The sequence below is a fragment of the Mycobacterium sp. SMC-15 genome (assembly GCF_045310925.1).
GTDB lineage: Bacteria > Actinomycetota > Actinomycetes > Mycobacteriales > Mycobacteriaceae > Mycobacterium.
In genome coordinates this window covers 315,175-337,269 of the sequence record NZ_JBJIAJ010000001.1, presented here as the reverse complement: position 1 = coordinate 337,269, position 22,095 = coordinate 315,175, and the positions used below count along the sequence as shown (strand labels likewise).

Genomic DNA, 22,095 nt, shown 5'->3' with positions numbered 1-22,095 from the left:
TTACGTGCTCGACGTCAACTTCTTCGATGAGCTCCGCATCGGCCTGGCGACCGCGGAGGACATCCGGCAATGGTCCTACGGTGAGGTCAAGAAGCCGGAAACGATCAACTACCGCACGCTCAAGCCCGAGAAGGACGGCCTGTTCTGCGAGAAGATCTTCGGACCGACTCGCGACTGGGAGTGCTACTGCGGCAAGTACAAGCGGGTGCGCTTCAAGGGCATCATCTGTGAGCGCTGTGGCGTCGAGGTGACTCGCGCCAAGGTGCGTCGTGAGCGGATGGGCCACATCGAACTGGCCGCCCCGGTCACCCACATCTGGTACTTCAAGGGCGTGCCGTCGCGCTTGGGCTACCTGCTGGACCTGGCGCCCAAGGACCTCGAGAAGATCATCTACTTCGCGGCCTACGTGATCACCAGTGTCGACACCGAGATGCGCCACAACGAGCTGTCCACGCTGGAAGCCGAGATGGTCGTCGAGAAGAAGGCTGTCGAGGACCAGCGGGACGCCGACCTGGAAGCCCGCGCCCAGAAGCTGGAGGCCGACCTGGCCGAGCTGGAGGCCGAGGGTGCGAAAGCCGATGTGCGCCGCAAGGTTCGCGACGGCGGCGAGCGTGAAATGCGTCAGCTGCGCGACCGGTCGCAGCGTGAGCTGGACCGCCTCGACAACATCTGGGACACCTTCGTCAAGCTGGCTCCCAAGCAGCTGATCGTCGACGAGACCGTCTACCGCGAGCTGGTGGACCGCTACGGCGAGTACTTCACCGGTGCCATGGGTGCGGAGTCGATCCAGAAGCTGATCGAGACCTTCGACATCCACGCCGAGGCCGAGCTGCTGCGCGACATCATCAAGAACGGCAAGGGGCAGAAGAAGCTTCGTGCTCTCAAGCGCCTCAAGGTGGTCGCCGCCTTCCAGCAGTCGGGTAACTCCCCGATGGGCATGGTGCTCGACGCGGTGCCGGTGATCCCGCCGGAGCTGCGTCCGATGGTGCAGCTCGACGGTGGCCGGTTCGCCACGTCCGACCTCAACGACCTGTACCGCCGGGTCATCAACCGCAACAACCGCCTCAAGCGACTGATCGACCTCGGTGCGCCCGAGATCATCGTCAACAACGAGAAGCGGATGCTGCAGGAGTCCGTCGACGCGCTGTTCGACAACGGCCGCCGCGGCCGGCCGGTCACCGGACCGGGCAACCGTCCGCTGAAGTCGCTGTCCGACCTGCTCAAGGGCAAGCAGGGCCGGTTCCGTCAGAACCTGCTCGGCAAGCGTGTCGACTACTCGGGCCGTTCGGTCATCGTGGTCGGTCCGCAGCTCAAGCTGCACCAGTGTGGTCTGCCCAAGCTGATGGCTCTGGAGCTGTTCAAGCCGTTCGTGATGAAGCGACTGGTTGACCTCAACCACGCGCAGAACATCAAGAGCGCCAAGCGGATGGTGGAGCGGCAGCGCCCCCAGGTGTGGGATGTCCTCGAAGAGGTCATCGCCGAGCACCCGGTGCTGCTCAACCGGGCACCTACGCTGCACCGCCTGGGTATCCAGGCCTTCGAGCCGCAGCTGGTGGAAGGCAAGGCAATTCAGCTGCACCCGCTGGTGTGTGAGGCCTTCAACGCCGACTTCGACGGTGACCAGATGGCCGTGCACCTGCCGCTGAGCGCCGAGGCGCAGGCCGAGGCCCGCATCCTGATGCTGTCGAGCAACAACATCCTGTCGCCGGCCTCGGGCCGTCCGCTGGCCATGCCGCGACTGGACATGGTTACCGGGCTGTACTACCTGACCACCGAGATCTCCGGTGACGCAGGCGAATACACCCCGGCCGCCAAGGACCGTCCGGAGACCGGTGTGTACTCCTCGCCGGCCGAGGCGATCATGGCTGTCGACCGCGGTGCGCTTTCCGTGCGGGCCAAGATCAAGGTGCGTCTGGACCAGCTGCGGCCGCCGGCCGAGGTGGAGACCGAGCTGTTCGGCGAGAACGGCTGGCGTCCGGGCGGCGCCTGGATCGCCGAGACCACGCTGGGCCGGGTGCTGTTCAACGAGCTGCTGCCGACCGGGTACCCGTTCGTGAACAAGCAGATGCACAAGAAGGTTCAGGCCGTCATCATCAACGACCTGGCCGAGCGCTACCCGATGATCGTGGTCGCCCAGACCGTCGACAAGCTCAAGGACGCCGGCTTCCATTGGGCCACCCGTTCGGGAGTCACGGTCTCGATGGCCGACGTGCTGGTGCCGCCGCGCAAGAAGGAGATCCTCGACTCCTACGAGGAGCGTGCCGACAAGCTGGAGAAGCAGTTCCAGCGTGGTGCTCTCAACCGCGAAGAGCGCAACGAGGCGCTGGTGGAGATCTGGAAGGAAGCCACCGAGGAAGTGGGTCAGGCGCTGCGTGACCACTACCCGGCCGACAACCCGATCATCACGATCGTCGACTCCGGTGCTACGGGTAACTTCACCCAGACCCGGACGCTGGCAGGCATGAAGGGTCTGGTGACCAACCCGAAGGGTGAGTTCATCCCGCGCCCGATCAAGTCCTCGTTCCGTGAGGGCCTGACGGTGTTGGAGTACTTCATCAACACCCACGGCGCTCGAAAGGGCTTGGCGGACACCGCGTTGCGTACCGCTGACTCGGGTTACCTGACGCGTCGTCTTGTCGACGTTTCTCAGGACGTGATCGTGCGCGAGCACGACTGCGGCACCGAGCGCGGCATCATGGTGGACCTCGCCGAGGTGGCCGCGGATGGATCGCTGATCCGCAACCCGTTCATCGAGACGTCGGCCTACGCCCGCACGTTGGCCGTCGACGCGGTCGATGAGAAGGGCAAGGTCGTCATCGAGCGCGGTCACGACCTCGGCGACCCGTCGATCGAGGCCCTGCTGGCTGCCGGCATCACAGGCGTCAAGGTGCGTTCGGTGCTGACCTGCGCCACCGGAACCGGGGTCTGCGCCACGTGCTACGGCCGATCGATGGCCACCGGCAAGCTGGTCGACATCGGTGAAGCGGTCGGCATCGTCGCCGCCCAGTCCATCGGTGAGCCCGGTACTCAGCTGACCATGCGTACCTTCCACCAGGGTGGTGTCGGTGACGACATCACCGGTGGTCTGCCGCGTGTGCAGGAGCTGTTCGAGGCCCGGATTCCGCGTGGCAAGGCGCCGATCGCCGACGTCGCCGGGCGGGTGCAGCTTGAAGAGGGCGAGAAGTTCTACAAGATCACGATCGTGCCGGATGACGGTGGCGAGGAAGTGGTCTACGACAAGCTGCCCAAGCGTCAGCGGCTGCGCGTGTTCAAGCACGAGGACGGCTCGGAGCGGTTGCTGTCTGACGGCGACCACGTCGAGGTCGGCCAGCAGCTCATGGAGGGCTCGGCGGACCCGCACGAGGTGCTGCGTGTGCAGGGCCCGCGTGAGGTGCAGATCCACCTGGTCAACGAGGTCCAGCAGGTCTACCGGGCCCAGGGTGTGTCGATCCACGACAAGCACATCGAGGTGATCGTCCGGCAGATGCTGCGCCGGGTGACCATCATCGACTCGGGCGCCACGGAGTTCCTGCCCGGTTCGCTGACCGAGCGGGCCGAGTTCGAGACCGCGAACCGTCGCGTGGTGGCCGAGGGTCTGGAGCCCGCGGCCGGACGTCCGGTGCTGATGGGTATCACCAAGGCGTCGCTGGCCACCGACTCGTGGCTGTCGGCGGCCTCCTTCCAGGAGACCACCCGCGTGCTGACCGATGCGGCGATCAACTGCCGCAGCGACAAGCTGCAGGGCCTGAAGGAGAACGTGATCATCGGCAAGCTGATCCCGGCCGGCACCGGTATCAACCGGTACCGCAACATCGCCGTGCAGCCCACCGAAGAGGCCCGGGCCGCTGCGTACACGATCCCGTCCTACGAGGATCAGTACTACAGCCCGGACTTCGGCGCCGCCACCGGTGCCGCGGTTCCGCTGGACGACTACGGGTACAGCGACTACCGCTAGTCGACGACGAAAAGAGCCCCGGGGCGTATACCCCCGGGGTTCTTTTCGTATCTGTCGCCGAGTGTGCATCCTGCGACGTCCCCGCGGCGTGTCGTGTCGCAGGATTCACACTCGGCGGACGCGCCGGGTTGCGGCCCCGCAGCCGACCAGGTTGCATCGTTGAGATGGGGGACGAAGTCGACCGCACCAGCTACTCCCGCACCCAGCGCCGCCAATACCGGCACAAGATTCAGCAGTGCCTGGACGTCTTCGAGACGATGTTGGCGCAGGCCAGCTTCGAGTGTGAGCCGCCGCTGACCGGTATGGAGATCGAGGGCAACCTGATCGGCGACGACTACCGGCCGGCCATGGCGAACGCCGGCGTGTTGTCGTCGATCGACGATCCGGCATTTCAACGTGAATTAGGTTCCTACAACATCGAATTCAACGTGCCGCCCCGCCAGTTCACGGAGCGGGCCGCACTGGATCTGGAAGCAGAGGTGCGGGCCAGCCTCAACGACGCGCAGGCCAAGGCCCGGAAACACGACGCGGGCATTGTCATGATCGGCATCTTGCCGACGCTGATGCCCGAGCATCTGGCCGGTGACTGGATGAGCGATTCGGCACGCTATGCAGCACTCAACGACTCGATCTTCGCCGCGCGCGGCGAAGACATCGATATCGACATCGACGGCCCCGAACCACTGAACCTGCATGCAGAGAACATCGCTCCGGAGTCGGCGTGCACCAGCATGCAGTTGCACCTGCAGGTCTCGCCGGCCGAGTTCGCCAACCATTGGAACGCCGCGCAGGTGCTGGCCGGTCCACAACTGGCGATCGGTGCCAACTCTCCCTACTTCTTCGGCCACCGCCTGTGGGCGGAGACCCGGGTCGAGCTGTTCACCCAGTCCACCGACACGCGTCCCGACGAACTGAAGAACCAGGGAGTGCGGCCCCGGGTTTGGTTCGGGGAGCGGTGGATTACGTCGATCTTCGACCTGTTCGAGGAGAACGTGCGCTACTTCCCGTCGCTGCTGCCCGAGGTCTCCGAGGAGGATCCGGCCGACGAACTCGCGCAGGGACGCGCCCCGCAACTGGCAGAGCTGCGTCTGCACAACGGCACCGTGTACCGCTGGAATCGCCCGGTCTATGACGTGGTCGACGGACGGCCGCACCTACGTGTGGAGAACCGGGTCCTGCCCTCGGGCCCCACCGTCGCCGACATGGTCGCCAATGCGGTCTTCTACTACGGTCTGCTGCGCAGCCTGGCCCGCGAGCAGCGCCCGCTGTGGACCCAGATGAGTTTTGCGGTGGCGCACGACAACTTTCGCCGGGCCGCTCGCCACGGCATGGACGCGCGACTGTTCTGGCCGGAGCTGGGCGAGGTGAGTGTGGCGGAACTGACTCAGCGCGAGCTGCTGCCACTGGCCCGCCAAGGCCTTGACGAGTGGGGTGTTGCCGCCGAGGTGGCCGATCGGTTCCTCGGCATCATCGCGGATCGGGCGGCGACGGGACGCAACGGCGCCACCTGGCAGGTGTCGACGGTCCGCGCATTGCAGGCTCAGGGCCTGAGTCGGCCCGAGGCGCTGGCGGAGATGCTGAGCCGGTACTGCAGGCACATGCACACCAACGAGCCGGTGCATACCTGGCCGACCGGACTGGCCTGATTGTCCGGCTCCTCAACCGGCTCGTCCCTCGCCCGCATCGTCGCCGGACTAGGCTGACCGCCGTGTTGATCGGATCCCATGTGCGCCCGCAGAATCCGTTGGCTGCCGCCGAAGCCGAGGGTGCCGACGTGGTGCAGATCTTCCTCGGCAACCCGCAGAGCTGGAAGCCCCCCAAACCGCGCGAGGACGCGGCGCAGCTTCGCGAGGCGGCGCTGCCGATCTATGTGCACGCGCCGTACCTGATCAACGTGGCTTCGCCGAACAACCGGGTGCGTATCCCGTCGCGCACCATCCTGCAGCAGACCTGTGACGCGGCCGCCGACATCGGCGCCGTCGCGGTGATCGTGCACGGCGGACACGTGACCGCCGATGACGACGACCCGCAGGCCGGGTTCGCTCGATGGCGCAAGGCGTTGGACCGGCTGGAGACCAGCGTCCCGGTGTACCTGGAGAACACCGCCGGCGGTGATCATGCGATGGCCCGGCACTTCGACACCATCGCCAAACTGTGGGACCACATCGGCGACACCGGCGTCGGGTTCTGCCTGGACACCTGCCACACCTGGGCGGCCGGGGAATCGCTGCCCGACGCGGTGGAGCGCATCAAGGCCATCACCGGACGCATCGATCTGGTGCACTGCAACGACTCCAAGGACGCCCCCGGCTCCGGGCGCGACCGGCACGCCAACTTCGGTACCGGCCAGATCGAGCCGGACCTGTTGGTCGCGGTGGTTGAGGCCGCCGGCGCCCCGGTCATCTGCGAGACCGCAGAAGAGGGCCGCAAGGCCGACATAGCGTTCCTCAAAGACCGGCTGCGGTAGCCCTCCCACACACCGGTGGTGATCGTCGGTGCGCTACCTGCCAGTCGGTTCCGCGCAGGTGGACGGATATCAACCTGACGGAGCCTGAGGGCCTCCAAGCCGAGATATTTGCTTAGCTCCCATTCAGTTTATGGCCGCGTTGGGGCTTGGGTGGACCATCGTGTAACGCAATCGTTTGCGCAGTTCAGGCGCATTTTTGCGATGAATTCGCCCAATCGGTTGTGCGAGCTATATAAGTGATGTTATGTATCGACGCGTGAATACTGACAGTTTGCTGTGTCAGTGATCGGCGTTTCACAGCTCTGACGGAAGGCTCCGAATGTCGCGTGCGGTAGGTCGGTTCCCCAGTGGTCGTCGTGCGGTGGGCGCGGGCTCGGCGGTTGCCGCGTTCCTGGCGTTTGGGACGACGCCGGTAGCGCACGCGGATATCGCCGATGAGTTTCTCGACGGAATCGTCGCGAGCGCCGCAGAGGCGTCCGCGGCGCCCGGATTCGGCGTGGCCGACATCGACTGGTCGGATCCGCTCGGTGCGTTCGATGTGGCGGTTGCCGGCTGGTACCACGACCTCTTCTACCTGCCGCTGCACGACCTTGTTGACGACTTCATCGGTCAGAACGAGCAGCTGCTCAGCCTGATCAACACACCGTTCATCGAGTTGTTCGGACGCAGTCTGATCGGCGACGGGATCGACGGGTTCACCGGAGCCAACGAGTCGATCCTGGGGAGTTCGGGTCTGTTCGGCGACCTCGGTGACGGCGGATTCCTGTTCGGCGACGGCGGAACCGGCGCGGCCGGGGTCGACGGCGGCGCCGGTGGCGTCGGCGGGATGGCCGGAATGTTCGGCAATGGTGGTGCCGGCGGTATCGGGGCCGCCGCTGCGGCTGGCGGTGCGGGGGGCGCGGGCGGGTGGCTGTTCGGTGACGGCGGGGCCGGTGGCGCTGGCGGCGTCGGCACCACTGCGCTGGCCGGTGGTATCGGCGGTGCCGGCGGCGACGCCGGGGCGTGGTTCGGGTTCGGTGGTGCCGGCGGCACCGGAGGTGCGGGCCTGGCCGGTACCGGCGGTGCTGCCGGCGGCGACGCCGGGCATGGCGGCAGCGGTGGCCGCGCCGGGTGGATCATCGGCACCGGCGGGCTGGGCGGCAACGGTGGTGTCGGTGGCGCTGGCGGTGCGGGTGTGTCGCCACCCGATGGTCCCGGCGGCAACGGTGGCGCCGGTGGCGCCGGTGGTGACGCGGGCGTCGGTGGGCGCAGCGGACATTTCGGGCTGCACCTGGGCGCCAGCCCACTGCTGTTCGCCCAAGGTGGCAACTATTCCGGCCTGGCCGGCGAGGGCGGCGCCGGCGGTGCCGGGGGCGACGGGTTGTTGGGCGGCGGCAACGGCGGGGCCGGTGGCCGTGGCGGTGACATCGGCGCCGCCGGCTTCGTACAGCCGGGCGCCGTCCTGAGCGGCCACGGTGGTGCCGGCGGTGCCGGCGGCGCCGGTATCGCCGGGACCAGCCTGCTGTCCGACGGCACTCCGGCCGACGGCGGTGCCGGTGGTGTCGGTGGTGCCGGCGGGGATCACGGCAACGGTGGTGCCGGTGGTATCGGCGGTGCCGGAGCCGGCGGGCTGAACGGGGTGACCGGTGCCGACGGGGACGGCACCGCGGGCGTGGCCGGCGGGCACGGCGGCTCCGGTGGGGTCGGTGGGGCCGGCGGCAGTGTGGCGGGTGACGGTGGTGCGGGCGGTAACGCCGGGACAGGCGGTCGCGGCGGCGATGGGGGTGTCGGTCGGGATGCGGCCGCGGGGTCGGGTGCCGCCGGCGGTGATGGCGGCCACGCCGGTGCCGGTGGGGCCGGTGGCACCGGGGGCGCCGGCGGCACGGCGGCGCACGGCGCGACCGGACGCGGCGGCAACGCCGGCAGTGGTGGGGACGCCGGAATCGCGGGCACCGGTGGTGCCGGTGCCGGTGGTGGTGCTGGTGACACCGCCGGGTCCGGTGGTAGGGGCGGTGCTGGTGCCGCCGGTGGTGCGGCGGGCACGGCCGCTGGCGACGGTGCCGCGGGTTCGGTCGGAGCCGATTCCGATGGCGGTGCCGGCGGGAGGGGTGCTGACGGTGTGGTGATCACCGACGCCCGCGGTGCGGCGGTTGCCCAGAACGGTGGTGCCGGTGGTGTCGGGGGTGCCGCCGGCGGTGGCGCGAACGGTGGCGCCGGCGGTGCTGGTGGTGCCGGTGCCGACGGGGCGAACGGGCTGACCGGAACTGACGGCAACGGCAGTGCGGGTCTTGCCGCCGGCCGCGGTGGTGACGGTGGTGTCGGTGGTGCTGCGACCACGGGCAACGGGGGCGCGGGTGGTAACGCCGGGGTCGGTGGTCGTGGTGGTGACGGTGGTGTCGGTCGGGATGCGGCCGCGGATTCGGGTGCGGCTGGCGGTAACGGTGGTGGCGCCGGTTCCGGTGGCGCCGGCGGTCATGGTGGCGCCGGCGGCGTCTCGACCGGGGGTGTCGGCGGCCACGGCGGCAATGCCGGTGACGGGGGCGATGCCGGTGTTGCGGGCGCCGGTGGCGCCGGTGCCGGTGGCGGTACCGGTGACACTGCTGGGGCCGGTGGGGCCGGCGGCAACGGCGCCGATTTCGGGCAGGCCGGGGTGGCCGGGCGCGGCGGCGCTGGGGCCGGCGGACCGGCCGCCAGTGGTGCCACAGGACAAGCCGGTACCGGCGGCGATGGCGGCTCCGGGGGCAGGGGAGGCGACGGGCAGGTGCTGCCCGGCGGAGCGCAGAACGGTGGTGCGGGAGGACGCGGCGGGGTGGCGGGTTCGATCGGCGGCGGCGGCCAGGGCGGCACCGGCGGTAGCGGCGGCGTCGGCACGGCCGGTCCGCGGGGTGCCGACGGGAACTTGATGAACCCGGTTGCCGGCAATGGCGGCGACGGCGGGACCGGGGGTGAGGGAGGAGTAGGCGGGGCCGGCGGTGCAGGCGGCTCGATCTCCGGCAACGGCGGGGCGGGGGGCACCGGTGGCGTCGGCGGCACCGGGGGCAGCGGTGGCCGCGGCGGCGACGGTGCCGATGTGGAACCCTTCGTCGGGGGTGTGGGCGGCGACGGCGGAGACGGCGGGACCGGCGGCAACGGCGGTGTCGGCGGCCAGGGCGGCAGCGCCACCAACGGCACCGTGGGCGTCAGCGGTGACGGCGGTGCCGGAGGCAAGGCCGGTGCCGCCGGTGACGGCGGGACCGGCGGCAACGGCCGGGTCATCCTCGGCATTCCGGTACCCGGCGCGGGTGGTAACGGCGGCAATGGTGGCGTCGGTGGTCAAGGCGGCGCCGGCGGCGCCGGTCTCGACGGCGCCAATGCCGCACCCGGAAGCGGTGGCGACGGTGGCCACGGCGGCACGGCCGGCAACGGCGGTGTCGGTGGCGCGGCCAGCGCCGGCGGCAACGGTGGTGCCGGCGGTCAGGTCGGCGGTACCCAGGCCCCGTTCGGTGTAGGCGGCATCGGCGGGACCGGTGGTCAGGGCGGCGCCGGCGGGATCGGCGGACAAGGCGGTGCAGGCGCCGGCGGTGGTGACGGTGCCAGCGCCGGCCACGGCGGCGACGGTGGGACCGGCGGTGTCCGCGGCGACGGCGGCGCCGGGGCGCCCGGCGGCTCCGGTACGCCCGGGCACGTCCCAGCCGGTAGCGACGGCGCGGTCGGCCAGGACGGTGTCGGCGGCACCGGCGGTAAAGGTGGCGACGGCCAGATCATCACCGACCCCGCCGGCAACACGACCGTTCAGGCCGGCGGGACCGGAGGCAACGGTGGTGCCGCCGCGGCGATCGGCGACGGCGGGACCGGTGGCGCGGGGGGTACGGGCGGCTCCGGCGCCGGTGTCGGCCTGAACGGCGGCGCCGGTGGCACTGGCGGAAACGGCGGCGCTGGCGGCAGCCAGGCCGGCAACGGCGGCGACGGCGGGACCGGCGGGACTGGTGGGACGGTCAACGGTGCGGCTGGCACCGACGCCCAGGCCGGTTCCGGCGGGAACGGCACTGACGGCACCGACGGCGGTAACGGCGGCGTCGGTGGCAACGGCGGCCAAGGCGGCAACGCCAGCCACGGCGCCGGCGGGCAAGGCGGCGACGCTGGCAACGGCGGTGACGGTGGGGCCGGTGGCGACGGCGGTAATGGGGCCGGCGGCGGCAACGGTGCCGCAGCCGGCCAGGGTGGCAACGGCGGTGCCGGCAGCCAGTACGGCGGCGCCGCGGGGAACGCCGGTCACGGCGGCATCGGGGAGGACGGCACCCGGGCTCCCGACGGTCATGCCGGCAACGCCGGAGCCGGCGGTGCCGGCGGCAACGGGGGCAAGGGCGGCGACGGGGCGCCCGCTACCGCCGACGGCGTGCAGTCCGGCGGCGCCGGTGGGGCCGGCGGTGCCGGCGGTGACCGCGGCAACGGCGCGCACGGCGGCGACGGCGGACGCGGCGGCGACGGCGGCATCGGCAGCGGTGACGGCGCCCACGGCGGCGACGGCGGTGCTGGCGGTGCGGCAGGCGGAGTCGGTCCATCGGGAGGCCACGAGACCGGCCAGGGCGGCCGCGGCGGAACCGGCGGGAACGGCGGTACCGGCGGGATCAACGGCCAGGGCGGCCACGGCGGCAACGGTGGCGGCGGGAAAGCCATCCCCGGAGGAAACGGTGGCAGCGGCGGGATCGGCACCGACGGTGGCCGTGGTGGTGGCGGTGGTGGTGGCGGCGGCACCGGCGCCGAGTACTTGGACTCCTGGGACTCCGGGTCAAGCTGGGCTTCGGGCGGCCGTGGCGGCGCCGGCGGCGACGGCGGTGACGCCAAGGGTGCCGGGGCGGTCGGCGGCGTCGGCGGTGCCGGTGGCACTGGCGGCGATGCGTTCGAACGCAGCTGGGGTGGCGCCGGCGGAGCCGGCGGGCAGGGCGGGCTGGTCGGCCCCAACGGCGACGGCGCGGGCGGCCGCGGAGGTGCTGGCGGAACCGGTCCCGGCTCGGAAGGCCCCGGCCCCAGCGGCACGCCGGGCGAAGCGGGCGGCGCCGATGGCACCCCCGGCCAAGCCGGCATACCCGGGTAGAACCACGGGTTCTGCCCGGGCGCTGGTGCGCCAGAAAACATCCGTTTTGACTGATTTGGCGCTTAGTAGGCGACATTGGGTCGGTTGTGTGCTACAACTTTGCTAAGCGCCGTGACCGCGGCAGCTGCGCAGACGACTCGGGACTGGAGGGGGTCCAAATGCCTGAGCGACACCAGCATGGTGTGGGGGGACTGCGCAGCCCTTAGTCCGGCGCCCAAAAACGACGGCGGTCACAGCCCGGAACCTCCCGACCCCGGGCCGTGACCGCCGTTTTTGTTTGCCGAGCACCAATTTGATTACACCTATTGTGCGTGCGTACAAAAAATGTAATATTCGGCTATGGCCGACACGCATATCGTCACCAACCAGGTCCTTCCGCTGGAAGGCTTCAATCCCGCGTCGTCCCCGGTCCTCATCGAGGCGCTGATCCGCGAGGGCGGTCAATGGGGCGTCGACGAGGTCACCGACCTCGGGGCGCTCTCCGGATCCAAGCAGGTGCAACGCTGGGGCGCGCTGGCCGACCGCAACCGGCCGGTGCTGCACACCCACGACGTCGTCGGTAACCGGATCGACGAAGTGGAGTACGACCCGGCCTACCACGAGTTGATGCGCACCGCGATCGCCCACGGTCTGCACGCCGCCCCGTGGGCCGACCCGCGGCCCGGCGCGCACGTGGTGCGCGCCGCTCAAACCGGGGTGTGGACCGCTGAGCCGGGCCACGTCTGTCCGATCTCGATGACGTACGCGATCGTGCCCGCGCTGCGCAACAACGCCGAACTCGCCAAGACCTACGAGCCGCTGCTGACCAGCCGGGTCTACGACCCCGAGCTGAAGGTGCCGGCCGCCAAGGCCGGTATCACCGCGGGCATGTCGATGACCGAGAAGCAGGGCGGCTCCGACGTGCGCGCCGGAACCACCCAGGCGGTGCGGGGAGCCGACGGCAGCTACAGCCTGACCGGGCACAAGTGGTTCACCTCCGCGCCGATGTGCGACGTGTTCCTGGTGCTGGCGCAGGCTCCCGGCGGACTGAGCTGTTTCTTCCTGCCTCGGATCCTGCCCGACGGCACCCGCAACCGGATGCGGCTGCAGCGGCTCAAGGACAAGCTGGGCAACCACGCCAACGCCTCCAGCGAGATCGAGTACGACGGCGCGACCGCCTGGCTGGTGGGGGAGGAGGGCCGCGGGGTCTCGGTCATCATCGAGATGGTCAACCTCACCCGGCTGGACTGTGCGCTGGGCAGTGCTACCAGCATGCGGATGGGCCTGGCCCGCGCCATCTACCACGCCCAGCACCGCAAGGCGTTCGGCGCCTATCTGATCGATCAACCACTGATGCGCAACGTCCTGGCCGACCTGGCCGTGGAGGCTGAGGCCGCCACCATGGTGTCGATGCGGATGGCCGGTGCCACCGACAAGGCGGTCCGCGGCGACGAACGAGAGGGCCTGCTGCGCCGGATCGGCCTGGCGGCCACCAAGTACTGGGTGTGCAAGCGCGCCACCCCGCACGCCGCCGAGGCGATGGAGTGCTTGGGCGGCAACGGCTATATCGAGGACTCCTTGATGCCGCGGCTGTACCGGGAGGCGCCGTTGATGGGCATCTGGGAGGGGTCGGGCAACGTCAGCGCTCTGGACACGTTGCGTGCCCTGGCCACTCAACCCGACTCGGTGGCGGTGCTCTTCGACGAGCTGGCCGAGACGGCCGGGCAGGATCGCCGGCTTGGCGCCCACGTCGACGCGCTGAAGGGCCAACTGGCGGGCCTGGGCGCCGACGTGGTTGCCGCCCAGTATCAGGCGCGCAAGATCGCCGAGGACATCTGCCTGGCGCTGCAGGGCGGGCTGCTGGTGCGTCACGGCCATCCGGCCGTCGCCGAGGCCTTCCTGGCGACTCGGTTCGGCGGCCAATGGGGCGGTGCGTTCGGCACCCTGCCGGCCGGCCTCGACCTCGGGCCGATCCTCGAGCGTGCTCTGGTCAAGGGCTGAGGTCGGCGCACGCCATGCGACACCACATCGCCCCGGTCGAATTCGACAACCTGCGGACCATGACCTACGAGGTCACCGACCGCATCGCCCGGATCACCTTCAACCGGCCCGAGCACGGAAACGCGATCACCGCGGACACCCCGCTGGAACTGTCGGCTCTGGTGGAGCGTGCTGATCTGGATCCCAACGTGCACGTGATCCTGGTGTCGGGCCGCGGCGAGGGATTCTGCGCCGGATTCGACCTGGGTGCCTACGCCGAAGGGTCGTCGTCGGCGGGCGGGGAGAACTACCGGGGCAGCGTGCTCGACGGTAAGACCCAGGCCACCAACCACCGGCCGGATCAGCCGTGGGACCCGATGATCGACTACCAGATGATGAGCCGCTTCGTCCGCGGCTTCGCCTCGCTGATGCACGCCGACAAGCCCACCGTGGTCAAGATCCACGGCTACTGCGTGGCCGGCGGCACCGACATCGCCCTACACGCCGACCAGGTGATCGCGGCTTCCGATGCCAAGATCGGGTACCCGCCGATGCGGGTGTGGGGGGTGCCGGCGGCCGGGCTCTGGGCGCACCGGCTCGGCGACCAGCGCGCCAAACGCCTACTGCTGACCGGAGATTGCATCACCGGAGCCCAGGCCGCCGAATGGGGTCTGGCGATCGAGGCCCCCGACCCGGCTGATCTCGATGAGCGCACCGAACGCCTGGTTGCCCGCATCGCCGCCATGCCGGTCAACCAGCTGATCATGGCCAAGCTCGCACTCAACACCGCGCTGCTGCAGCAGGGCGTGACCACCAGCAGGATGGTCAGCACCGTGTTCGATGGGGTGGCGCGCCACACGCCGGAGGGGCACGCATTCGTCGCCGACGCGGTGGAGCACGGGTTCCGTGACGCGGTGCGCCACCGCGACGAGCCGTTCGGGGACTACGGTCGAAAGACCTCCGGGGTTTAGGAGACAACCCGATGTCCGACACAGTGCGTATGACGGCCCGATCGGTAGTCCTTTCGGTGCTGCTGGGGGCTCACCCTGCGTCGGCAACCGCTGCTGAATTGCTTCGGCTGACAACAGATTTCGGTATCAAAGAAACGGCCTTGCGGGTGGCGCTCACCCGACTGGTCGCCGCCGGAGACCTGGTCCGCTCAGCAGAGGGCTACGGACTCTCCGAGCGTCTGCTGGCGCGCCAACGCCAACAGGATGCGGCGCTCAATCCGCAGACCAGGAACTGGGACGGCGACTGGCTGGCCGTGGTGATCACCAGCATCGGCTGTGACGCCCGAACCCGGGCCGCCTTGCGCTCGGGGCTGGCCGAGCGGCGGTTCGCCGAGCTGCGTGAAGGCTTCTGGATGCGCCCGGACAACATTGACGTCGAGCTGGGTGACGGGCTCGAGGGCTACACCCGGCTGCTCACCGCGCGTGACGAGAAGCCGGCCGAATTGGCCGCCACGCTGTGGGATCTGGCGGGCTGGACGCAGACCGGCCACGAACTGCTCGCCGCGATGGCCGATGCCCAGGACGTGCCAAGCCGTTTCGTCATCGCCGCGGCCATGGTCCGCCACCTGCGTCGTGACCCGGTGCTGCCACCGGAACTGCTTCCGGCGGACTGGCCGGGGACCCGGATCCGCAGTCGCTACGCGGAGTTCGCTGCCGAACTGGTCGCGCGACGCGATGCGGACCGAGAGGCGGTGCTGCGATGAGCGCGGTGCGCGTGGAGCGCAATGGCCCGGTCACCACGGTGATCCTGGATCGTCCGCACGCGCGCAACGCCGTCGACGGCCCGACCGCCGCCGCGCTGTACCAGGCATTCGACGAGTTCGACCGCGACGACACCGCGTCGGTGGCCGTGCTGTGGGGAGACAACGGAACCTTTTGCGCGGGAGCCGATCTCAAGGCGCTGGGCACCCCGAACGCCAACCAGACTCACCGCAGCGGGCCGGGTCCGATGGGTCCGACCCGAATGATGTTGTCCAAACCGGTGATTGCCGCGGTCAGCGGCTACGCAGTGGCCGGCGGCCTGGAGCTGGCGCTGTGGTGCGACATGCGCGTGGCCGAGGCCGACGCGACCTTCGGCGTGTTCTGCCGCCGCTGGGGTGTGCCGCTTATCGACGGCGGCACCGTGCGGTTGCCCCGACTGATCGGCCACAGCCGCGCCATGGACCTGATCCTGACCGGCCGTGCGGTGAACGCCGAGGAGGCGCTGGCGATCGGACTGGCCAATCGGGTGGTCCCCGTCGGGCAGGCTCGCGCGGCAGCCGAGCAGCTGGCTCTGGAACTGGCCGAGTTGCCGCAGGGCTGCCTGCGCTCGGATCGGCTGTCGGCGCTACGGCAGTGGGGCATGAGCGAATCTCATGCCATGGAACAGGAATTCGAGAGCATCGAGCGGGTGGCCGAGGAGGCGCTGCGCGGGGCGGGCCGCTTCGCCGGCGGGGCCGGCCGCCACGGCGCTAAGGCCTGATGCCGGCGGCCCGCTGCGCCCGGCTTCGCCGCGCTTGCGACCGCCGGGCGGCGTAGCGAGGCCTGGGTCGGGTCAGCGCTTGTCGGCGATGGTGTTGCCCGGCCCGCGGTTGTCGATCTTCGGATCGCCGCCGCGATAGCTGATGGTGTTGTTGAGTCCGGTTATCTGCAGCGTCTTGTCGACCCGCTCGATGGTGATCCGATTGTCGGAGCCGGTCACGCTCACCGCCTCGCAGCGGCCCCGGACGGTCAGCTTGTTGTTCGACCCGAGCACATTGAGCGACTTGCCGTCGGCGCAGTCCACCGGCGACGTCGAGCCGAACGACTCGAGGCTGATGGTGTTGGAGAACTGCCCGTCATAGTTCTTCGAGATCCGGGCGGATTTGGGCGGCGCGGCCGACTCGCAGCCGGTGAGCACGGTCGCCAGCAGTGTCATTCCGCCGGCGAGCAACGAGCCCAGTGCTACGTGGCGAACCTGGGTCACGCCGGTACGCGCGCGAGCCGGTTCGTCATCCCCAGCTCACGACCGCGGTCGAACAGCAGCGGGTCGCCGTTGTGGTAGTACACGGTCGTGTCGTTGCCGTAGACGGTGACGTCGTTGACGATGGTGTCGGCGATCACGGTGTTCTGCGAACCCTGCGTGGTCACCGCCCAGCAGGTTCCCATCGCATGGATGGTGAGGTTGACGCCGTTGATGAACAGCGTCCCGCCGTTGCAGTCCAGGGTGTGGGTCTCGTGCACCCCGTAGATGTGGATGTCGCCGGGCACGGCGTGCGCGCTTGTGGCTGCCCCCAGTGAACCGGCGGCCAGACCCAGCAGCGCACCAGCCAGCGCAGTCCATTTCATCTCCGGGCCCCTCTCGGCGGACGCAATTTCGGCAAAGCTTACGTCGCACCAGCTGGCGCGTACTCGGGTTCCCCTACTAATCGTTCGATTAGAGTTCTGTGCTGATCTCCTGCCGCACGATACGAAGGGCGTACGCCATGTCAGCTCGACCAGACCCGCCCGCCGCGGCGGGTCGCTCGCGCGCCAACGGCAAATCGGGGGCGCGCCCGGTCAAGCTGAGCCGCGAAGCCATCGTCAACGCGGCCTTGAACTTCCTGGACCGGGAGGGCTGGGACGCGCTGACCATCAACGCGTTGGCCACCCAGCTGGGCACCAAGGGCCCGTCGCTGTACAACCACGTGCACAGCCTGGGTGACCTGCGCCGCGCCATGCGCATGCGCGTCATCGACGACATTCTGGAGATGCTGACCCAGGTCGGCCAGGGCCGCGCCCGCGACGACGCGGTGCTGGTGATGGCCGGCGCCTACCGCAGCTACGCCCACCACCACCCGGGCCGGTATTCGGCGTTCACCCGGATGCCGCTGGGCGGCGACGACCCGGAGTACACCGCCGCGGCCAGCCGCGCCGCCGCCCCGGTCATCGAGGTTTTGGCGTCCTACGGGCTCGAAGGAGACCGGGCGTTTCACGCCGCCCTGGAGTTCTGGGCGGCCATGCACGGATTTGTCCTGCTGGAGATGACCGGCGTGATGGATGACGTGGACACCGACGCCGTCTTCTCCGACATGGTGCGCAGGCTGGCCTCGGCGATGGACAGCCGCACCCAGTAGACACCGAGCAGGTGGGAGGGGCCGCGGGGGACGCTGGGCACGCGCTTTGACCTGCTGGAGTGCTGCCGGGTATTGTGGTAGCTCGTGCCTGGCCACCGAGGCGCGTTTGGTGACATAACGCGCGCGCCTGGCCTAATTCGCATGTCCATTATGCAGCGGAGGAATCCGCAGCGGCCCATGCGACACGCCCGACCGCGGGGTAGCGGTGGGGCACAGACCGCAGGATTTACGAGAGTTTTGAACAGCGATACAGGAAGCCGGTAGATGCCAACCATTCAGCAGCTGGTCCGCAAGGGTCGCCGCGACAAGGTCGCCAAGGTGAAGACCGCGGCCCTCAAGGGCAGCCCGCAGCGTCGGGGCGTGTGCACCCGCGTGTACACCACCACCCCCAAGAAGCCGAACTCGGCGCTTCGCAAGGTGGCCCGCGTCAAGCTGACCAGCCAGGTGGAGGTGACCGCCTACATCCCGGGTGAGGGTCACAACCTGCAGGAGCACTCGATGGTGCTGGTGCGTGGTGGTCGTGTGAAGGACCTGCCGGGTGTGCGCTACAAGATCATCCGCGGCTCGCTGGACACCCAGGGAGTCAAGAACCGCAAGCAGGCCCGCAGCCGCTACGGCGCGAAGAAGGAGAAGAGCTGATGCCGCGCAAGGGCCCCGCACCCAAGCGTCCGCTGGTTAACGACCCCGTCTACGGGTCCCAGCTGGTCACCCAGTTGGTCAACAAGGTGCTGCTGGACGGCAAGAAGTCGCTGGCCGAGCGCATCGTCTACGGCGCGCTCGAGCAGGCTCGCGACAAGACCGGTACCGACCCGGTCGTGACGCTGAAGCGTGCCATGGACAACGTCAAGCCGGCCCTCGAGGTCCGCAGCCGCCGCGTCGGTGGCGCCACCTACCAGGTGCCGGTCGAGGTGCGTGCCGAGCGCTCCACCACGCTGGCGCTGCGCTGGCTGGTGAGCTTCTCGCGGGCTCGCCGCGAGAAGACCATGATCGAGCGCCTCGCGAACGAGATCCTGGATGCCAGCAATGGCCTCGGTGCCGCCGTCAAGCGGCGTGAAGACACCCACAAGATGGCCGAGGCCAACCGGGCGTTCGCGCACTACCGCTGGTGACCACGTCGGTCTAACCAACCGACACACCTGCGACAACAAGCAATTGAAGTAACCGAAAGAGTGGGAAGACTGCTGTGGCACAGGATGTGCTGACTGACCTGAACAAGGTCCGCAATATCGGCATCATGGCGCACATCGATGCTGGTAAGACGACGACGACCGAGCGGATCCTGTACTACACCGGCGTCAACTACAAGATCGGTGAGACGCACGACGGTGCCTCCACGACCGACTGGATGGAGCAGGAGCAGGAGCGCGGCATCACCATCACCTCCGCCGCGGTGACCTGCTTCTGGAACAAGAACCAGATCAACATCATCGACACCCCGGGCCACGTCGACTTCACCGTCGAGGTGGAGCGCTCCCTGCGTGTCCTTGATGGCGCCGTTGCCGTGTTCGACGGCAAGGAGGGCGTGGAGCCGCAGTCCGAGCAGGTGTGGCGGCAGGCCGACAAGTACGACGTGCCCCGGATCTGCTTCGTCAACAAGATGGACAAGCTCGGTGCGGACTTCTACTTCACCGTGCGCACCATCGAAGAGCGCCTCGGCGCTCGTCCCCTGGTGATTCAGCTGCCGATCGGTGCGGAGAACGACTTCGAGGGCATCGTCGACCTGGTCGAGATGAACGCCAAGGTGTGGCGCGGCGAGACCAAGCTCGGTGAGACCTACGAGACCATCGAGATCCCGGCCGACCTGACCGACAAGGCCGACGAGTACCGGACCGCTCTGCTGGAGGCGGTCGCCGAGACCGACGAGGCTCTGCTGGAGAAGTACCTCGGCGGCGAGGAGCTCTCGATCGAGGAGATCAAGGGCGGCATCCGCAAGCTGACGGTCTCTTCGGAGCTGTACCCGGTGCTGTGCGGCAGCGCGTTCAAGAACAAGGGTGTCCAGCCGATGCTGGACGCGGTGATCGACTACCTGCCGTCGCCGCTGGACGTCGAGTCGGTGCAGGGCCACGTGCCCGGCAAGGAAGACGAAGTCATCAGCCGCAAGCCCAGCATCGACGAGCCGTTCTCGGCGCTGGCGTTCAAGATCGCGGTGCACCCGTTCTTCGGCAAGCTCACCTACGTCCGGGTGTACTCGGGCAAGGTGGAGTCGGGCACGCAGGTGGTCAACTCGACCAAGGGCAAGAAGGAGCGGCTGGGCAAGCTGTTCCAGATGCACTCCAACAAGGAGAACCCGGTCGACTCGGCGTTCGCCGGCCACATCTACGCGATGATCGGCCTCAAGGACACCACCACCGGCGACACCCTGTGCGACCCGGCCAACCAGATCGTGCTCGAGTCGATGACGTTCCCGGCTCCGGTCATCGAGGTGGCCATCGAGCCCAAGACCAAGAGTGACCAGGAGAAGCTGAGCCTGGCGATCCAGAAGCTGGCCGAAGAGGACCCGACCTTCAAGGTGCACCTGGACCAGGAGACCGGCCAGACCGTGATCGGCGGCATGGGCGAGCTGCACCTGGACATCCTGGTGGACCGCATGCGCCGCGAGTTCAAGGTCGAGGCCAACGTCGGTAAGCCGCAGGTGGCCTACAAGGAGACCATCCGCAAGAAGGTCGAGAAGGTCGAATACACCCACAAGAAGCAGACGGGTGGCTCGGGCCAGTTCGCGAAGGTCCTCATCGACATCGAACCGTTCACCGGCGAAGACGGTGCGACCTACGAGTTCGAGAACAAGGTCACCGGCGGCCGCGTGCCCCGCGAGTACATTCCCGCGGTGGACGCCGGGGCCCAGGACGCCATGCAGTACGGCGTGCTGGCCGGCTACCCGCTGGTCAACATCAAGGTCACCCTGACCGATGGTCAGTACCACGACGTCGACTCCTCCGAGATGGCCTTCAAGGTGGCCGGCTCGCAGGCGCTGAAGAAGGCTGCCGCTGCCGCGCAGCCGGTGATCCTGGAACCGATCATGGCCGTTGAGGTCACCACGCCCGAGGACTACATGGGCGATGTGATCGGCGACCTGAACTCCCGCCGTGGTCAGATCCAGGCCATGGAGGAGCGCAGCGGTGCGCGCGTCGTCAAGGCGCAGGTGCCGCTGTCGGAGATGTTCGGCTACGTCGGAGACCTGCGGTCGAAGACCCAGGGCCGGGCGAACTACTCCATGGTGTTCGACTCCTACGCCGAAGTGCCGGCGCAGGTGGCGAAGGAGATTATCGCGAAGGCAACGGGCGAGTAACTAGCTTCCCGCCCGTGCCGCTACGGTGGCACAAACCCAAAAAGATCAAACCTGCTGTAACCCAGCACCAACAAGTCCAGGAGGACAAGAAGTGGCGAAGGCGAAGTTCGAGCGGACGAAGCCGCACGTCAACATCGGGACCATCGGTCACGTTGACCACGGCAAGACCACGCTGACCGCGGCTATCACCAAGGTTCTGCACGACAAGTACCCGGCCCTGAACGAGTCGCGTGCGTTCGACCAGATCGACAACGCTCCCGAGGAGCGCCAGCGCGGTATCACGATCAACATCTCCCACGTGGAGTACCAGACCGAGAAGCGGCACTACGCCCACGTTGACGCGCCGGGCCACGCTGACTACATCAAGAACATGATCACCGGTGCCGCCCAGATGGACGGCGCGATCCTGGTGGTCGCGGCCACCGACGGCCCGATGCCGCAGACCCGCGAGCACGTGCTGCTGGCCCGTCAGGTCGGTGTGCCCTACATCCTGGTGGCGCTGAACAAGTCCGACATGGTCGACGACGAGGAACTCCTCGAGCTCGTCGAGATGGAGGTCCGCGAGCTGCTGGCTGCCCAGGAGTTCGACGAGGAGGCCCCGGTGGTCCGGGTGTCGGCTCTCAAGGCGCTCGAGGGCGACGAGAAGTGGGTCAAGTCCGTCGAGGACCTGATGGAGGCCGTCGACGAGTCCGTTCCGGACCCGGTCCGCGAGACCGACAAGCCGTTCCTGATGCCGGTTGAGGACGTCTTCACGATCACCGGTCGTGGCACCGTGGTCACCGGTCGTGTCGAGCGCGGCGTGATTAACGTGAACGAGGAAGTCGAGATCGTCGGCATCCGTCCGGAGACCACCAAGACCACGGTCACCGGTGTGGAGATGTTCCGCAAGCTGCTGGACCAGGGTCAGGCCGGTGACAACGTCGGTCTGCTGATCCGTGGTATCAAGCGTGAGGACGTCGAGCGTGGCCAGGTTGTGGTCAAGCCCGGCACCACCACCCCGCACACCGAGTTCGAGGGTCAGGCCTACATCCTGTCCAAGGACGAGGGTGGCCGCCACACGCCGTTCTTCAACAACTACCGTCCGCAGTTCTACTTCCGGACCACCGACGTGACCGGTGTGGTGACCCTGCCCGAGGGCACCGAGATGGTCATGCCCGGTGACAACACCGAGATGAGCGTCAAGCTGATCCAGCCTGTCGCCATGGACGAGGGTCTGCGGTTCGCCATCCGTGAGGGTGGTCGTACCGTCGGCGCCGGCCGGGTCGTCAAGATCATCAAGTAGTTCCTGCGC

15 protein-coding genes are annotated in these 22,095 nt (G+C 68.7%); 13 read left to right on the top strand and 2 right to left on the bottom strand.

From position 1 onward, the window contains the following. Positions 1–4: 4 nt before the first annotated feature. From ACJH71_RS01600 to ACJH71_RS01565, 8 genes are all read left to right on the top strand, one after another. A complete protein-coding gene (locus ACJH71_RS01600) occupies positions 5–3,955 on the top strand; it encodes a DNA-directed RNA polymerase subunit beta' (RefSeq protein WP_406756279.1) in 3,951 nt (1,316 codons plus the stop codon). Positions 3,956–4,119: 164 nt separating this feature from the next. After that, a complete protein-coding gene (locus tag ACJH71_RS01595; protein ID WP_406756278.1) occupies positions 4,120–5,601 on the top strand; it encodes a glutamate--cysteine ligase in 1,482 nt (493 codons plus the stop codon). A 62-nt stretch (positions 5,602–5,663) separates the two neighbouring features. Then, entirely contained in the window at positions 5,664–6,422 is a 759-nt protein-coding gene (locus ACJH71_RS01590) for a deoxyribonuclease IV (protein WP_406756277.1), read from the top strand. Positions 6,423–6,741: 319 nt separating this feature from the next. Then, positions 6,742–11,475: a PGRS repeat-containing protein gene (locus ACJH71_RS01585; RefSeq protein WP_406756276.1), complete on the top strand. Its 4,734-nt coding sequence runs from the start codon at positions 6,742–6,744 to the stop codon at positions 11,473–11,475. Positions 11,476–11,814: 339 nt separating this feature from the next. Further along, on the top strand, positions 11,815–13,455 hold the full coding sequence (locus ACJH71_RS01580; RefSeq protein WP_406756275.1) for an acyl-CoA dehydrogenase family protein: 1,641 nt from the start codon (positions 11,815–11,817) through the stop codon (positions 13,453–13,455). A gap of 14 nt (positions 13,456–13,469) precedes the next feature. After that, on the top strand, positions 13,470–14,405 hold the full coding sequence (locus ACJH71_RS01575; RefSeq protein ID WP_406756274.1) for a crotonase/enoyl-CoA hydratase family protein: 936 nt from the start codon (positions 13,470–13,472) through the stop codon (positions 14,403–14,405). A 29-nt stretch (positions 14,406–14,434) separates the two neighbouring features. Further along, a complete protein-coding gene (locus ACJH71_RS01570; protein ID WP_406756569.1) occupies positions 14,435–15,148 on the top strand; it encodes a PaaX family transcriptional regulator C-terminal domain-containing protein in 714 nt (237 codons plus the stop codon). After that, on the top strand, positions 15,145–15,906 hold the full coding sequence (locus ACJH71_RS01565) for a crotonase/enoyl-CoA hydratase family protein (RefSeq protein WP_406756273.1): 762 nt from the start codon (positions 15,145–15,147) through the stop codon (positions 15,904–15,906). The genes ACJH71_RS01570 and ACJH71_RS01565 overlap by 4 nt, the downstream gene beginning before the upstream one ends. Positions 15,907–15,978: 72 nt before the next feature. On the opposite strand, the gene ACJH71_RS01560 is transcribed toward ACJH71_RS01565, so the two are convergent. Then, positions 15,979–16,389, bottom strand: a complete 411-nt coding sequence (locus tag ACJH71_RS01560) for a DUF3060 domain-containing protein (protein ID WP_406756272.1) — start codon at positions 16,387–16,389, stop codon at positions 15,979–15,981. Beyond that, positions 16,386–16,751, bottom strand: a complete 366-nt coding sequence (locus ACJH71_RS01555) for a DUF3060 domain-containing protein (protein WP_406756271.1) — start codon at positions 16,749–16,751, stop codon at positions 16,386–16,388. Before ACJH71_RS01555 ends, ACJH71_RS01560 begins: the two co-directional genes overlap by 4 nt. A 137-nt stretch (positions 16,752–16,888) precedes the next feature. Between ACJH71_RS01555 and ACJH71_RS01550 the strand changes: the two genes are divergently transcribed. The 5 genes from ACJH71_RS01550 to tuf all read left to right on the top strand — a co-directional run bounded on the left by ACJH71_RS01550 (position 16,889) and on the right by tuf (position 22,086). Further along, positions 16,889–17,518 carry a TetR/AcrR family transcriptional regulator gene (locus ACJH71_RS01550; protein WP_406756270.1) on the top strand — a complete coding sequence of 210 codons (630 nt, stop codon included), beginning with the start codon at positions 16,889–16,891 and terminating at the stop codon, positions 17,516–17,518. A gap of 264 nt (positions 17,519–17,782) precedes the next feature. Further along, entirely contained in the window at positions 17,783–18,157 is a 375-nt protein-coding gene (rpsL, locus tag ACJH71_RS01545) for a 30S ribosomal protein S12 (RefSeq protein ID WP_007767794.1), read from the top strand. Beyond that, positions 18,157–18,627 carry a 30S ribosomal protein S7 gene (gene rpsG / locus ACJH71_RS01540; RefSeq protein WP_024441009.1) on the top strand — a complete coding sequence of 157 codons (471 nt, stop codon included), beginning with the start codon at positions 18,157–18,159 and terminating at the stop codon, positions 18,625–18,627. The genes rpsL and rpsG overlap by 1 nt, the downstream gene beginning before the upstream one ends. Before the next feature lie 74 nt (positions 18,628–18,701). Then, positions 18,702–20,804, top strand: coding sequence for an elongation factor G (gene fusA / locus ACJH71_RS01535; protein WP_406756269.1), 2,103 nt, complete (start codon positions 18,702–18,704; stop codon positions 20,802–20,804). Between the two features lie 91 nt (positions 20,805–20,895). Then, on the top strand, positions 20,896–22,086 hold the full coding sequence (gene tuf / locus ACJH71_RS01530) for an elongation factor Tu (RefSeq protein WP_308485647.1): 1,191 nt from the start codon (positions 20,896–20,898) through the stop codon (positions 22,084–22,086). Positions 22,087–22,095: the final 9 nt, after the last annotated feature.

Coding starts and splice junctions, on each gene's coding strand:
- ACJH71_RS01595 (WP_406756278.1), top strand. CDS start 4,120: ATGGGGGACGAAGTCGACCGCACCAGCTACTCCCGCACCCAGCGCCGC.
- ACJH71_RS01585 (WP_406756276.1), top strand. CDS start 6,742: ATGTCGCGTGCGGTAGGTCGGTTCCCCAGTGGTCGTCGTGCGGTGGGC.
- ACJH71_RS01580 (WP_406756275.1), top strand. CDS start 11,815: ATGGCCGACACGCATATCGTCACCAACCAGGTCCTTCCGCTGGAAGGC.
- ACJH71_RS01575 (WP_406756274.1), top strand. CDS start 13,470: ATGCGACACCACATCGCCCCGGTCGAATTCGACAACCTGCGGACCATG.
- ACJH71_RS01570 (WP_406756569.1), top strand. CDS start 14,435: ATGACGGCCCGATCGGTAGTCCTTTCGGTGCTGCTGGGGGCTCACCCT.
- ACJH71_RS01565 (WP_406756273.1), top strand. CDS start 15,145: ATGAGCGCGGTGCGCGTGGAGCGCAATGGCCCGGTCACCACGGTGATC.
- ACJH71_RS01555 (WP_406756271.1), bottom strand. CDS start 16,751: ATGAAATGGACTGCGCTGGCTGGTGCGCTGCTGGGTCTGGCCGCCGGT.
- ACJH71_RS01550 (WP_406756270.1), top strand. CDS start 16,889: ATGTCAGCTCGACCAGACCCGCCCGCCGCGGCGGGTCGCTCGCGCGCC.
- rpsL (WP_007767794.1), top strand. CDS start 17,783: ATGCCAACCATTCAGCAGCTGGTCCGCAAGGGTCGCCGCGACAAGGTC.
- rpsG (WP_024441009.1), top strand. CDS start 18,157: ATGCCGCGCAAGGGCCCCGCACCCAAGCGTCCGCTGGTTAACGACCCC.